Origin of the sequence: Streptomyces sp. V4I2 (assembly GCF_030817655.1) — a bacterium.
Classification (GTDB): Bacteria; Actinomycetota; Actinomycetes; order Streptomycetales; family Streptomycetaceae; genus Streptomyces; species Streptomyces plumbiresistens.
Genome location: NZ_JAUSZM010000003.1, coordinates 8,499,589 through 8,513,307, shown reverse-complemented (window position 1 = coordinate 8,513,307; position 13,719 = coordinate 8,499,589). Strand labels below are relative to the sequence as shown.

Here is a 13,719-nt window from a genome sequence, read left to right as displayed (position 1 = left end):
CCCACTCCCCACACCTGCCTCCCGCACATCAGCGGGGAACTCTCACACGGCCTTCACGGGAGGGGGCCGCGGGGAGTCGGCCGGGGGCGGTCGGGGTCACAGGTCGCTCGGTGTGCCGAGGCCCGTGAGGGCGCCGACCGGGTCCAGGTCGGGGGTGCCGCGGGGCCACCAGTCGTCGTGGCCCGGCTCGGACTCGTAGGCGTACCACAGGCCGTCGCGGCCGAGGCGGAGCTGGACATGGCCGCGGGGGTGGGTGAGGTGGTTGTGCCAGGGGCGGAAGGCGGGGAGGTCGGCGGCGAGGAGGAGGGGGCGCGGGCACGGTCGAAACGGCCGGCCGGCGGGTCCCAGGGCTCTTCGAGGACGGCGAGGCCCTCCAGTCCGCCCTGCCGCCAGGCGGCGACCGCGCGGGCCAGTTCGGACGGGGTACGGCCGGCGGCGGAGGCGAGTGCCGCGTAGAGGGCGCGGGTGCCTGCGGTGAGGCCTGAGCCGGGGCGGGCCGCGGCGAGCCGTACCGCGTCCTGCCACAGAGTCAGTTCGCCGACCGGGTCCCGGCCGGTGGCGAGCAGCGCGTGGGCGCGGGCCGCCGCGTCGGTCGCCAACTGGTCCAGCGCGAAGGGGTCCGGGCCGCCCGGGGCCGCGGGATACACCGGGGGCTGCTCGGGATGCGGGGGCGGGGGCAGAGGCGTCGGGAGGGGCGGGAGTCTGCGGGGCGCGAGGGCGTCACTGGCCCGTATGCCGGGCAGCGGAGCGGGTCCCTGGTCCTGTGCGGCACGGGCCGCGCGGGTGGCGCTCAGCCGGGACAGGGCGTCGAGCAGGTCCCGTTCGCCGCGGCCGCGCAGCAGGAGCAGCACGAAGGGGTCGGCGTCGAGCAGTCGGGCGGTCTGGTAGCAGAGCGCGGCGGCGTGCTTGCAGGGGTGACCTCGGTCCGGGCAACTGCACTGCGGTTCGAGGTCGCCGGGGCCCGGGAGCAGCCGCACGCCGCTCTCGGCGAGCGCCTGGGGCATCTCCTTGTCGAGCAGCGCGGCGATGTGTCCCGGCCGCTCGGCGGCACTGTCCAGGAACCGCTCCCAGTCGGCGTCGTCGAGCGTGCGCAACCGCACCTGCACGCGGTACGGCCGGGGGCGGCTGCCCTGCACGTACGCGAGCACCAGGCCGGGAGTCACCGTGATGGCGTCCACGTTCCCCTGCTCGGCGTATCCCCTGCCGCGCGCCAGCCGCTTGGCATCCAGCGCTCCCTCTTCCAGCGCGGCGACCCACGCGTTGCCCCACCAGGTCTCGGCGAATCCGGTGCCGTCGGAGGGGCGGGGCGTGAAGGCGGGGAAGGTGCGACGCAAGTCGCCGTCACGGCCGGGGGCGGCCATGGAAGGGGGGCGGTGGGGTGGTGGTGCGGGTGGGGTCGCGGGGTTGGGGGCGGGGAGCGGCGGGGCGGGCCTCGTCGTGTCGTCGGCAGAATCCGCCGGGCTCATGGCAGTTGAGGGCGCGGGCGATCCTGCGCTGTCGAACCCCTCCTCCGAAAAGTCGCTGTCTCCCGGCTCCTCGGCCGGCATCCGGAAGGCGTCGGCCAGCAACTCCCGTACGTCACGCGCCCGGCGGTCGGCGGCCCGGCCGGACGCGGCGCCACGAGCCGGGGAGGCGGCGGGCGGGGTGGGGCGGGCCGCTCGTCGTGCGGTCTCCTTCTCCTGGGTCACGGCGTCCGCCCGAGCCCGCCGCGCCGTGTCGCGGGCCGCACGCAACGCCTCGCGTGCGACGTCCGCGGGACGCATGCCTGAACGGTCCGCTTCGCCACCGGCCGATGACTCCCGCGCCGAGCTGCCTGAAGTACCGCCGTCGGCACCACCGAACGCGTCCCGGGCCGGCCCATCGGCCTCGCTGTCGGACGCGCTGCCGGTGCCCGCCTCCGGCGCTGCCCTGTCGTCGACTCGGTCTGCGTCATCGGCGTCCGCGGCCCGACCTCGTCTGGCGGCGATCGCCCTGCGAAGCGCGTCACGGGCCACGTCACCCGGCCGAGCCTGAGCCGCCGGAGCCTGGTCGGAAACCGTCTCCGCCCCAGGCCCCGCCCCCGTCCCAGGCCCCGCCTCCGTCCCAGGCACCGTCTCCGCCTCGGGACCCGCCGGCGTCCCAGGCACCGTCTGCCTCGCGCGCACCGTCTCCGCCCCGGGCCTCGCCTCCGTCCCAGGCGCTCCGCCGTCCACCGGCGCCGCAGCTTCCTGCTCCCCAGCTCTCCCACGTTCCCCCGCCTCCGCGGGTGCCGTGCCTTCCTCCGAGACCCCGGCCTCCTGCGGCGCCCGTCGCTGCTCGGCATCCGCCGCTCCGCGGTCGGCGGCGCGCTCCCGGGCCTCCTGGAGTGCGCGCCGTGCCCGGTCGGCGGGAGTGGGGGTCATTGGGGCCTCCGGAGGGAGACCAGGTCGGTGAGTTCGCGGTCGGTCAATTCCGTGAGGGCCGATTCGCCGGAGCCGAGGATCGCGTCGGCGAGGGCCCGCTTGGCCTCCAGCATCTCGGCGATGCGGTCCTCGACCGTGCCCTCGGTGATGAGGCGGTGGACCTGGACGGGCTGGGTCTGGCCGATGCGGTAGGCGCGGTCGGTGGCCTGTTCCTCGACGGCCGGGTTCCACCAGCGGTCGAAGTGGACGACATGGCCCGCACGGGTGAGGTTCAGGCCGGTGCCGGCCGCCTTCAAGGACAGCACCAGGACCGGGGTCGCCCCGTTCTGGAAGCGGTCCACCATGCGTTCGCGCTCGGGCACCGGTGTGCCGCCGTGCAGGAGGTCCACCGGGACCGCGCGGGCGGTCAGGTGGGAGGTGATCAGGCGGGCCATGCCGACGTACTGCGTGAAGACGATCGCCGACCCGTCCTCGGCGAGGAGCGTGTCCAGCAACTCGTCCAGCAGGGCCATCTTGCCGGAGCGGGCGGCCAGTCGGTCGGTGGCCGTCGTCGGGACGTCCTCCTTCAGGTAGAGCGCGGGGTGGTCGCAGATCTGTTTCAGCGCGCCCAGCAGCTTCAGCACCAGGCCCCGGCGGCCGATGCCCTGCGCGGTCTCGATGGCCAGCATCGACTCGCGCACCACCGCCTCGTACAGCGCGGCCTGTTCGCGGGTGAGGGGGACCGGGTGGTCCGTCTCCGTCTTGGGCGGCAGTTCGGGGACGATGCCGGGGTCGGACTTCTTGCGGCGCAGCAGGAAGGGTCGGACGAGGCGGGCCAGCCGGGCGACCGCCTCGTCGTCCTCGCCGTTCTCCACCGCGCGCGCGTGGCGGGCGCGGAAGGACTTCAGGGGGCCGAGGAGCCCCGGTGTCGTCCAGTCCAGCAGGGCCCAGAGCTCCGACAGGTTGTTCTCCACCGGTGTGCCGGTGAGGGCCACGCGGGCGGGGGACGGGATCGTGCGCAGGGCCTTCGCCGTGGCCGAGTACGGGTTCTTGACGTGCTGGGCCTCGTCCGCGACGACCATGCCCCACCGCTGCTCGGCCAGTCGCGGGGCCGCCGACCGCATGGTGCCGTACGTCGTGAGCACGAAGCCGCCGTCGAGGTCGTCCAGGGTGCGCTCGGGGCCGTGGAAGCGGCGGACGGGGACGCCGGGTGCGAACCGGGTGATCTCCCGCTGCCAGTTGCCGAGCAGGGAGGCCGGGCAGACCACCAGTGTGGGTTCGGCGCGGGCTCGGCGCAGGTGCAGGGCGATGAGGGTGATCGTCTTGCCGAGTCCCATGTCGTCGGCGAGGCAGCCGCCGAGGCCGAGGGAGGTCATGAGGTCCAGCCAGGCCAGGCCGCGGAGTTGGTAGTCACGCAGGGTGGCGTGCAGGCCGGACGGCGGCTCGGCGGGCCGGACCCCGGCCGTCAGGCGGTCGCGCAGGGTGGCCAGGGCGCCGGCCGGAACCGCCTCGACCGTCTCGCCGTCGACCTCCGCGCTGCCGGTGAGGGCGACGGACAGCGCGTCGACCGGGTCGAGCAGGCCCAGTTCGCGCTTGCGGGCCTTGCGGACGAGGGCGGGGTCGACGAGCACCCACTGGTCCCGCAGGCGGACGACGGGGCGGTGGGCCTCGGCGAGCGCGTCCATCTCGCCCTCGCTGAGCGGGTCGCCGCCGAGCGCCAACTGCCAGCGGAACTGGAGCAGTTCCTCGCTCTCGAAGAAGCCGGTGCCGTCGGTCGCCGAGCCGGGTGCGGGCCGGACCACCGCGGCGGCGGTCAGGTCCTGCGCCAGGTCCCGGGGCCAGTGCACGGCCACTCCGGCCGCCGCGAGCCGGGTCGCGGCCACGCCGAGCAGATCGCCCAACTCCTCGTCGGACAGGGCCAGTACGTCGGGCACGTCCTGCTCGGAGAGGCGGTCCAGGGGCGGCCACACGCGGGCCGCGCGGCGCACGGCGAGGGCCGCGTCCACACGCGCGCGGGAGCCGAAGGCGGCGTCCGCGTCGCCCGCCCACAGGGCCGCCGCGTCGACCACGAGGGTGGGGTCGGCGAGGCTGTGCACCTGGGCGATGGCCGCGCCCGCGTGGCGCGCCCCGTCGCCGCTGTCGTCGAACAGGTTGTACGCCGCCAGGTCCAGGCGGAGTGAGATGCGCACGCCCGCGTCCATGCCGGCGGCGACCTCGGCCGCCCAGTCGGCGGCGCCGGGCAGGCGCTGCGGTTCGCGCGCGGCGAAGGGCTTGCCGGAGGCGTACGCGGCGGCCGGGGTGCGGGGCAGGGTGTCCGCGACCGCGTCCAGGAAGGAGCGCATCAGCGCTTCCGGTTCCGGCAGCCGGATCACCCCCGGGCCGGGCAGCGGGACCGCGTGCCCTTCGTAGGGCAGGGCGGCCGCCAGCGCGCGCAGGTGGGCGATGTCGTCCGGGTCGAGGGGGCCGGCCCGCCAGGCGTCGTGGCCGGTGGCCGTCAGGCCGGGCAGCAGCCGGCCGCGGGCGGTGAGCCGCAGCGCGTGCAGCGCGGCGGCGCCCCAGCAGGCGGTGGCGGGGTGGGCGGCGGGGTCGCGCCGGGCGCGGACGAGCAGCGGCAGGGCCTCGGCGAGGGGGAGCGAGAGCGCGGGGGCGGTCCTGCGGCGTACGCCGGCGCCGTGTCGTCGTACGACGGTGAGTTCGGTGTCGGGGGCGGGCAGCTGCCCCTCTTCCGGGTCCCAGAAGGCGATCCGGCCCTCGCGCGGCAGGGGTGCGGGCAGGAACACGGCCGCGAGGCGGAGGGGGACGGACTCCGCCGCTCGCCCGTCCGTCGGGAGCGCTCGGCCCGCGCTGCCCGGCGCTGTCGCCGCCATGCCGCTCATACGTCCTGTCACCTCCCGCCCGTGTGTCGGATCAGTCGTCTTCGACTCTACGGGCGGGGTCTGACAATCGGCCCCGCCGACCGGCCGGGGCCCGTCGGCCTAGGGAACCGTGCGCGAGACGACGTAGACCATGGGGCTGGCCGGGACGGACAGGTTGACGACGATGTCCTGGCTGGGGGCCGGGTTCTTCTGCGTGTGGACGAGGCCCCACCACGGGCCGGGGCCCTTGAAGGACCAGCCGCTGATGCTCTGGTCACGCGTGCTGATGGTGATCTCGCCCTGTTCGAGGTCCTCCCGGTTGACGCCCACGCCGGTGAGGAAGGCGTCGAGGCCGGCGTCGCTGGTCCGGAACTGGACGTAGAGGCGGCTGGTCTTCCAGTTGTTGGTCTCGTAGTAGGCGACGTGGTCCGCCGGGTGCGGGACCGGCATCTGGTAGAGGCGGCGCTGGACCTTGGACGGCCAGCCCTCGCTGAGGCCGGTGGCCGAGTACTTCGCCTCCTTGTCCTTGCCGCTGTTGCGGCTCTGGTTGGCGGAGATCACGAGGTAGCCGGCCGGCACGCCGATGAGCAGCACGATGATGATCAGCGTGAGCGCCCGGCGGCGGATCCGGTGGCGTCGGTCCTCCGGCGGCCGGGGTTCGTCCGAGGCCGCGGCCGAGCGCGGCAGCGACGCCGTCACGCGGTGTCCTGGGACGTACGGCGGGCCTCCACGTACCGCTCGTAGCGCTCGTAGCGCTCCACCCGGCGCCGCTTGGCGCGGCGGAAGCGGCGGGCGACCAGGCGGGAGAGGTCGGCGGCGCCGACCATGCCGGCCTCGGGGCCGAGCTGGGCACGGACGATCCGGGCCTCGGGGCGGTAGCCGCGGCCGGTGAGCTGCCGCTTGAAGGCGTCCCGCGCCGGGCCGATCAGCAGGTCGTCGGCGGCCGAGACGCCGCCGCCGATCACGAAGCAGGACGGGTCGAGGGCGGCGGCCAGGTTGGCGATGCCGACGCCGAGCCACTGGCCGATGTCCTGGAGCAGCTCGATGCACATCGCGTCGCCGTCACGGGCCAGCTCGGTGATCATCGGGCCGGTGATGTCGGCGATGTTGCCCTTGACGTGCTCGATGATCCCGTACGCCACCGGGGAGTCGGCCGCGGCCAGTTCCCGCGCCTCTCTGACCAGCGCGTTGCCGGAGCTGTACTGCTCCCAGCAGCCGCGGTTGCCGCACGGGCAGCGGTGGCCGCCGGGCACGACCTGCATATGGCCGAACTCGCCGGCGACGCCGTACTTGCCGCGCTTGACCTGGCCGTCCTCGAGGATCGCGCCGCCGATGCCGGTACCGAGCGTGATCATGACGAGGTGGTCCTCGCCGCGGCCCGCGCCGAAGCGCCACTCCGCCCAGGCGGCGGTGTTGGCGTCGTTGTCGACGAGGACGGGCACGGAGAGCCTGCTGGTGATGCGGTCCCTGAGGGGCTCGTTGCGCCAGGACAGGTGGGGCGCGAACAGGACGCGGTTGCGGTCGGCGTCGACCCAGCCGGCCGCGCCGATGCCGACCGCGTGCACGTCGTGGCGGTCGGAGAGGTCCAGGACCAGTTCGACGATCGTGTCCTCCACGACCTTCGGGCTCTTGGACTTGTCCGGGGTCTCCGTGCGGAGCTTCTCCAGGATGTTGCCGTCGGCGTCGACGACGCCCGCCATCACCTTTGTGCCGCCGATGTCGATCCCGACGGTGGGCACGCGGGGTGCGGTCAGGTGCGAGCGGCGCTCCCTGGTACCGACCGTGCGGAGCGCCGGCGCGCGGCGGGAGCCGATGGGGGCGCTGAAGTTGCCGTAGGTGCTCATCGGGGCCGATTCTGCCTCACCGTAGGGGTGGATGCCGTACAGGGTGGCAACGGATCGGTTCCTGTTCGTGTGCCGTGCGGGTAAGGCTGATGTGTGGGTTGTGGGCCGGTCGCATTGTCCTGACATTGCGACGAACCGGAACTCCGGCTTCAGGGGCGTACGAGCAGCTGGAACTCGAAGGAGTAGCGGCTCGGCCGGTAGGTGTGGCTGCCGAACTCGACCGCGCGGCCGGTGTCGTCGAAGGTCGTGCGCTGCATGGTGAGCAGCGGGGCGCCCTCCTCCTCGGCGAGCCGCTCGGCCTCGGCGGCGGTGGCCGCGCGGGCGCCGATGGACTGGCGGGCGCTGTGCAGCGTGATCCCGGCGGCCCGCATCATGCGGTACAGGCCGGTGGCCTCCAGCTGCTCGGTGTCCAGGTCGAGCAGTCCGGGCGGCAGGTGGTTGGAGAGGTACGCCATCGGCTCGCCGTGCGCGAGGCGCAGCCGTTCGACCCGGTGTACGTCGCTGTCCTCGGCCACGCCGAGGGCGGCCGCGATCTCGGCCGTCGCCGGGACGACGGTGTTGACCAGGACCTTCGTCGCCGGGCGCTGGCCTGCCGCCTCCAGGTCGTCGTAGAGGCTGCTGAGTTCCAGGGGGCGCTTGACCTGGCTGTGCACGACCTGCGTGCCGACACCGCGGCGGCGCACCAGCAGGCCCTTGTCGACGAGCGACTGGATGGCCTGGCGGACGGTGGGCCTGGACAGGCCGAGCCGGGCGGCGAGCTCTATCTCGTTGCCCAGCAGACTGCCGGGGGTGAGTGCGCCGTGCTCGATGGCGGCCTCCAACTGCTGGGACAGCTGGAAGTACAGCGGCACCGGGCTGCTGCGATCCACACTGAGCTCGAGCGTCACGGACGGATGCACTTCTGGTTTCGGCACGGGGCCGAGCGTAGCTCTGTGGATGGTTGACGGGAAGTTGTGTAGTTCGATTGTCCGGACATACGCATTGACAGCGCGGCGGGTCGGACCGCAGTTTGGTCCCATGCGCATCGGAGTCATCGGTACGGGCCGCATCGGCACCATCCATGCGAACACCCTCAGCCGACACCGGGAGGTCGGCTCGCTGATCCTCACGGATGTGGACCCCGCGCGGGCCCAGGATCTCGCGCACCGGCTGGGTGAGACGGCGGCGCCGGGTGTGGACGAGATCTTCAAGTGGGGCGTGGACGCGGTGGTGATCACGACGGTGACGTCGGCGCACGCCGAACTGATCGGTCGGGCAGCACGCTCGGGGCTTCCCGTGTTCTGCGAGAAGCCGATCGCGCTGGATCTGGCGGGCACATTACAGGCGATCGGTGAGGTCGAGGCAGCCGGAACGATCCTGCAGATGGGGTTCCAGCGCCGCTTCGACGCGGGCTACACGGGCGCGCGGGACGCGGTGCGCTCGGGGCGGCTCGGGAGGCTGCACACCGTGCGGGCGCTGACCTCCGACCAGGCGCCGCCGCCGGCCGCGTACCTGCCGCAGTCCGGCGGGCTCTACCGGGACACCCTGATCCACGACTTCGACGTGCTGCGCTGGGTGACCGGGCGCGAGATCGTCGACGTGTACGCGGCCGGGTCCGACGCGGGTCCCGCCATGTTCCGCGAGGCGGGCGACGTCGACACGGGTGCGGCGCTGCTCACGCTCGACGACGGCACGCTCGCCACGGCCACCGCGACGCGGCTGAACGGGGCGGGGTACGACGTGCGCATGGAGCTGGCCGGGGAGCTGGACCAGATCGTGGTCGGGCTGGACGACCGTACGCCCATCGCGTCCACCGAGCCGACGGGGCCGCCGGCCGCGGACAAGCCGTGGACGGGGTTCCTGGAGCGGTTCGGGCCGGCGTACGAGGCGGAGCTGTGTGCGTTCGTCGATGTCGTGCGGGGTGAGCGGGCGAACCCTTGTGACGGGCGCGAGGTCTTGCAGGCGCTGCGGGTCGCCGAGGCGTGCGAGGTGTCCCGGCGGCAGCGGCGGGGTGTGTGGCTGGCGGAGATCGCGGGCGCGGCCGGCACCGCGGCCATGTGAAGGGGCTCCGCCCCTTCGCGCTGTCCGGTCAGCACATCTGGGGCCCGCCCTCCCCGGCCTCGTCGAGCAGTCCCGCGTCGTACGCCAGCAGCGCGATCTGTACCCGGTTGTTGAGGTCGAGTTTGGCGAGGATGCGGGAGACGTGGGTCTTGACCGTGGCGACGCTCATGTAGAGCGCCGCCGCGATCTCGGCGTTGGAGAGGCCACGGCCGACGGTGACGGCGACCTCGCGTTCGCGGTCGTTGAGGGCGGCGATCCGGGCACGCGCGCGCGTGCGACGCGTGTCGGCGGCGGTTCCGGCCGCGTGCTGCATCAACTGGCGGGTCACGGTGGGCGACAGCACGGGGTCGCCGGCCGCGACCCGGCGCACCGCGTCGAGGATCTCGGCGGGCGGGGTGTCCTTGAGGACGAATCCGGCGGCGCCCGCGCGCAGGGCCCACAGCACCTGCTCGTCCGCGTGGAAGGTGGTCAGGACCACGACCTGCGGGGCCTCGGGCCGGCCGCGCAGCCGCTCGGTGGCGGTCAGCCCGTCCACCGACGGCATCCGGATGTCCATGAGGACGACGTCCGGGCGGGTGCGGTCGACCATCTCCTCGACCTCGCTGCCGTCGGCCGCCTCGCCGACGATCTCGATGTCGTCGGCGCCGCCCATCATGAAGGACAGGCCGGCCCGGACCAGCGGGTCGTCGTCGACGAGGAGCAGTCTGATCGCAGTCATGGGGCCCACGTAATCATGGTTGTGCGGCGGGCGAATCACCGTTGTGCCGCGCGAGTTGGGGGCGGCGGCACCGCCCGCCGTGGGAGTCACCTCCATGGCAGCCACGCCCGCACCCCGAAGCCCCCGTTCGCCTCCGGCCCGTGCTCCAGGCGGCCGCCGGCCAGGGTGGCGCGTTCGGTCAGGCCGATCAGGCCCTGGCCGGAGCCGGGGACGTGGGGGACCTCGCCGTCGGGCGGCGGGTTGCGGACGGACATCGTCAGGCCCTCCCCGGGGGCGCCGCTGACGGACACCGTGACCTCCGCGCCGGGAGCGTGCTTGCGGGCGTTGGTGAGGCCCTCCTGGGCGATGCGGTAGGCGGTGCGGCCGACCGAGGCCGGGACGGTGTCGGCGTCGGTGACGCGACTGTCGAGGGTGACCTTCATGCCGGCCTCGCGGGACTCGGCGACCAGCATGTCCAGGGCGGCGAGCGTCGGCTGGGGCCGGCCGGCGTCGTCGGAGTCGCCCGTGCGCAGGACGCCGATGATCTCCCTCAGGTCCTGCAGAGCCTCGTGCGCGCTCTCCCGGATGACGCCGGCCGCCCGGGCGACCTCCTCGTGGGGCGCGTCCGGGCGGAACTCCAGGGCGCCGGCGTGCACGCTCAGCAGGGTCAGCCGGTGCGCGAGCACGTCGTGCATCTCCCGGGCGATGGCCTCGCGGGCGAGCCGCTGCGCCTGCTCCGCGCGCAGCCGTGCCTCCGTCTCGGCGCGCCGGACGCGGTCGCGCAGGCTCAGCATCAGCTGCCGCTGGGACCGTACGACCAGGCCCCAGCCGACCACGGCGGCGGTCAGGAGCAGGAAGATGGCGACCGCCATGCCGAACTGCAGCTCGGGGTCGGGGCGCAGCCAGAAGTAGACCGGGAGCAGCGCGAAATTGATGCCGCCCACCCAGGCCACGTACCGGAAGGGGCGGTGCACGGCGAGCGTGAACAGGGCGATCATGCAGGCACCGCCCGCGGTGTCCGAGACCATCCCGACGGGGATCGTCGCCACGGCCAGTCCTACCGGCCAGCGGCGGCGCAGCCAGATCGCGGCGCAGGCGAGTGCGCCGAGCCACTGGTCGAAGACGGCGAGGGCGTGCGGGACGTTCGGATTGGAGGTCACGGCGTCCGCGCCGACCAGGCCCACGAGGACGGCGATCAGGAAGCAGGAGAAGTCGACGATCCAGTCGCGCGCGGTGCGCCGGGGGCGTCGGCCGGGCCGCCGCGTCTCCGGGTCGAACTCGTGGATCACCGCGGACGGCAACAGCCAGCGCCGCCCGGGGAAGGCGGGCGTTTCGGGCACCGTCACGTCGTCGCTCACGGTCGACAAATCTACGCACCGGCGGCCCGCGCCAGTGCCCCGCGCACCGGATCGTCGACCAAAGTCGCGGCACCGGAGACTTTCGGCGCGGCAGGCCCGGCGGGACGGGGACTTCCGTCGGACGTGCCTCGCCCCGCGGCCGATGTGGGTGGGGGGTCCGCGGGGCGAGGGTCTTTCCATGAAGCAGCTGCTGGAGCTACTGGGTTTTGTCGCCCTGGTGCAGGGCGTGATGGGTCTCTTGCATGAGTTCACCGACTGGCACGTGGGGCTCGTGCAACGGGTCGGTTTCCTCGACGGCTACGAGATCTACGCGAGCGTCACTCTGGTCGTGCTGGCGTTCGCGCTTTTCGCCGTCGCCGAGAGCCAGAAATGACGCCGGCTCAGCAGCCGTAGTCGACCAGGTCGAACGAGGCGTAGTGGTCGGCGGTGTAGTAGTCCTCCTGGTTCTCCTCGCCGGTGACGATGCGGCGGGCGCCGCGCGTGGACGAACCAGGCGTGATGACCGTGTACTCGTGGTAGTAGCCGGTCGACTGGCCGGGCAGGATGCCTTCCCGGTTCTGGAAGACGGTCCCGTCCTGCGAGTACGGGTAGGGACCGCCCTGCTCGATCAGGTCGAGCGTGTCGTGGGCCTGGGAGGGCAGGTCGCCGTAGCAGATGCTGCCGACCGCCGCGGCGGCCGCGTTCGCCGAGGTGGCGGTGACGGTGCCGCCCACGAGGAGGGCGGACATGAGAGCTGCTGCGGCGCCGATCCGGGTGGCGCGTGGGGGGAATCTCATGGCTCCATGATGACGCGCGTAGACGATGGCATGTCAATGACAACTCCGAAGATTTTCCCGTCAAGTCCGATGATTTTTCGGGAAGTTAACCTGTGGGGAGCTCGTAGGAGCCGTACTCCGGGCGGCCCGTCACGTCGTACGTCTGGATGGCCACGCCCGCCCCCGTGACCTGCCCTTCGATGTGCCGGAAGGCGGTCGGTACGGCGCCCTCGGCGAACAGCCGGCGGCCGGCGCCCAGCACGACCGGGAAGGTCAGCAGGTGGACGGTGTCGACGAGGTCGAGGGCGAGCAGGGACCGGGCGAGGGCCCCGCTGCCGTGCACCTGGAGCTCGCCGTCGGTGCGTTCCTTGAGGGCGGTGACCTCCTTGGCCAGGTCGCCGCCGATCACGGTGGTGCCGGCCCAGCCGGGGTCGGTGAGGGTCGCGGAGGCGACGTACTTCGGCAGCGCGTTCAGCTTCGAGGCGACCGGGTCGGCCGGGTCGGTGTTCTTCGGCCAGTACGCGGCGAAGATCTCGTACGTGCGGCGGCCGAGGAGGAAGGCGCCGACGCGTCCGAAGACCCCGTCGACGAACCGGCCGAAGTCGTCGTCCCAGTACGGGACGGTCCAGCCGCCCTGCCGGAAGCCGTCGCGGGTGTCCTCCTTGGGGCCGCCGGGGGCCTGGTGGACGCCGTCGAGGGTGACGAAGGAGGTGAGGACGAGCTTGCCCATGACGGGTGCCTCTTCTCTTGGGGGTCTGTTCTGGGCGGGTCTGTTCTGGGCGGGTCTGTTTCATCAGGGCAGACCCCAGCGGCACCCGCAACTCATCGGTGCCGGCGGAGGTCGGTGTCCGTTCGCCGCCAGCGTCCGGGGGCGCCGGCGGCTGGGATGGGTCCATGACTACTTCCAACGGATCCATGACCACTTCCAACGGATTCCTGAACGGCAAGGTGGCCCTCGTGACCGGCGGCAGCCGTGGCATCGGTGCGGCGACGGCTCTGCGACTGGCGCGGGAGGGCGCGGACGTCGCTCTCACCTACGTGAACGACAAGTCGGCGGCCGAGGACGTCGTACGGTCCGTCGAGGCGCTGGGGCGCCGGGCCGTGGCCGTGCGGGCGGACTCCGCGGACGCGGAGGAGGCGGCGGGGGCGGTACCGCGTACGGCGGAGGCGCTCGGAGGGCGGCTCGACGTGCTGGTGAACAATGTGGGCGTGGGGCTGCTCGGGCCCCTGGAGAACCTCTCGCTCGCGGAGGTGGACCAGGTCCTGGCCGTCAACGTGCGCGGTGTCTTCCTGGCCTCGCAGGCGGCCGCCTCACGGATGGGTCCCGGCGGCCGGATCATCACCATCGGTACCTGCATGACCCAGCGCGTGCCGGGGCCCGGCGGCACGCTCTACGCGATGAGCAAGTCGGCCCTGACCGGCCTGACGAAGGCCCTCGCCCGAGAGCTGGGCGGGCGTGGTATCACGGCGAACATCGTGCATCCCGGGCCGATCGACACGGACATGAATCCGGCGGACGGGCCGTTTGCGGCGGGGCAGGCGGGGATGACCGCACTGGGGCGATTCGGCCGTGCCGAGGAGGTGGCGTCCACGGTCGCCCATCTGGCGGGGGCGGACTATGTCACGGGCGCGGAGTTCTCGGTGGACGGGGGGCATGCGGCGTGACGCGGGTGCCGGGGGCGAGTTCCTCGCCCGGGTGCCGGGGGCGAGTTCCTCGCCCCCGCCGCCCCTACCCGTCCCATCCCCAGGGGCTCCGCCCCTTCGACCCCACCAGGGGCTCCGCCCCAGAACCCCGGCGGGGACTGCGTCC

Annotated in this window: 11 protein-coding genes and 1 pseudogene; 3 read left to right on the top strand and 9 right to left on the bottom strand. The window is 73.5% G+C overall.

Translation table 11 applies throughout. The features are described 5' to 3' along the window. Positions 1-96 precede the first annotated feature (96 nt). From QFZ76_RS39905 to QFZ76_RS39885, 5 genes and pseudogenes are all read right to left on the bottom strand, one after another. Positions 97-2,381 (bottom strand): annotated as a pseudogene (locus QFZ76_RS39905) (SWIM zinc finger family protein). Then, the gene (locus tag QFZ76_RS39900; protein WP_373464427.1) at positions 2,378-5,236 is read right to left on the bottom strand and encodes a DEAD/DEAH box helicase; all 2,859 of its coding nucleotides are present in this window, start codon (positions 5,234-5,236) and stop codon (positions 2,378-2,380) included. Before QFZ76_RS39900 ends, QFZ76_RS39905 begins: the two are co-directional and overlap by 4 nt. A 99-nt stretch (positions 5,237-5,335) precedes the next feature. After that, positions 5,336-5,914: a sugar kinase gene (locus QFZ76_RS39895; RefSeq protein ID WP_307678232.1), complete on the bottom strand. Its 579-nt coding sequence runs from the start codon at positions 5,912-5,914 to the stop codon at positions 5,336-5,338. Next, positions 5,911-7,059 (bottom strand): ROK family glucokinase, encoded by a 1,149-nt coding sequence (locus QFZ76_RS39890; protein ID WP_307678231.1) that lies wholly within the window; start codon positions 7,057-7,059, stop codon positions 5,911-5,913. Before QFZ76_RS39890 ends, QFZ76_RS39895 begins: the two co-directional genes overlap by 4 nt. A gap of 149 nt (positions 7,060-7,208) precedes the next feature. After that, entirely contained in the window at positions 7,209-7,946 is a 738-nt protein-coding gene (locus tag QFZ76_RS39885; RefSeq protein WP_266453009.1) for a GntR family transcriptional regulator, read from the bottom strand. 130 nt (positions 7,947-8,076) lie between these two features. Here QFZ76_RS39885 and QFZ76_RS39880 point away from each other — a divergent pair, with 130 nt between their 5' ends. Further along, positions 8,077-9,099, top strand: a complete 1,023-nt coding sequence (locus QFZ76_RS39880) for a Gfo/Idh/MocA family oxidoreductase (protein ID WP_307678230.1) — start codon at positions 8,077-8,079, stop codon at positions 9,097-9,099. Between the two features lie 28 nt (positions 9,100-9,127). Here QFZ76_RS39880 and QFZ76_RS39875 read toward each other — a convergent pair whose 3' ends face one another. Continuing rightward, positions 9,128-9,817 carry a response regulator transcription factor gene (locus tag QFZ76_RS39875; protein ID WP_266449883.1) on the bottom strand — a complete coding sequence of 230 codons (690 nt, stop codon included), beginning with the start codon at positions 9,815-9,817 and terminating at the stop codon, positions 9,128-9,130. A gap of 86 nt (positions 9,818-9,903) precedes the next feature. Continuing rightward, positions 9,904-11,163 (bottom strand): sensor histidine kinase, encoded by a 1,260-nt coding sequence (locus tag QFZ76_RS39870; protein ID WP_307678229.1) that lies wholly within the window; start codon positions 11,161-11,163, stop codon positions 9,904-9,906. Positions 11,164-11,332: 169 nt separating this feature from the next. Here QFZ76_RS39870 and QFZ76_RS39865 point away from each other — a divergent pair, with 169 nt between their 5' ends. After that, on the top strand, positions 11,333-11,527 hold the full coding sequence (locus QFZ76_RS39865) for a hypothetical protein (RefSeq protein ID WP_307678227.1): 195 nt from the start codon (positions 11,333-11,335) through the stop codon (positions 11,525-11,527). 7 nt (positions 11,528-11,534) lie between these two features. Here the strand turns inward: QFZ76_RS39865 and QFZ76_RS39860 are convergent, their stop codons facing one another. Further along, on the bottom strand, positions 11,535-11,930 hold the full coding sequence (locus QFZ76_RS39860) for a ribonuclease domain-containing protein (protein WP_307678226.1): 396 nt from the start codon (positions 11,928-11,930) through the stop codon (positions 11,535-11,537). A gap of 85 nt (positions 11,931-12,015) precedes the next feature. Continuing rightward, on the bottom strand, positions 12,016-12,639 hold the full coding sequence (locus QFZ76_RS39855) for a dihydrofolate reductase family protein (protein WP_307678225.1): 624 nt from the start codon (positions 12,637-12,639) through the stop codon (positions 12,016-12,018). Positions 12,640-12,824: 185 nt separating this feature from the next. On the opposite strand from QFZ76_RS39855, the gene QFZ76_RS39850 reads away from it, so the two are divergent. Beyond that, positions 12,825-13,574 (top strand): SDR family oxidoreductase, encoded by a 750-nt coding sequence (locus QFZ76_RS39850; protein WP_307678224.1) that lies wholly within the window; start codon positions 12,825-12,827, stop codon positions 13,572-13,574. Positions 13,575-13,719: the final 145 nt, after the last annotated feature.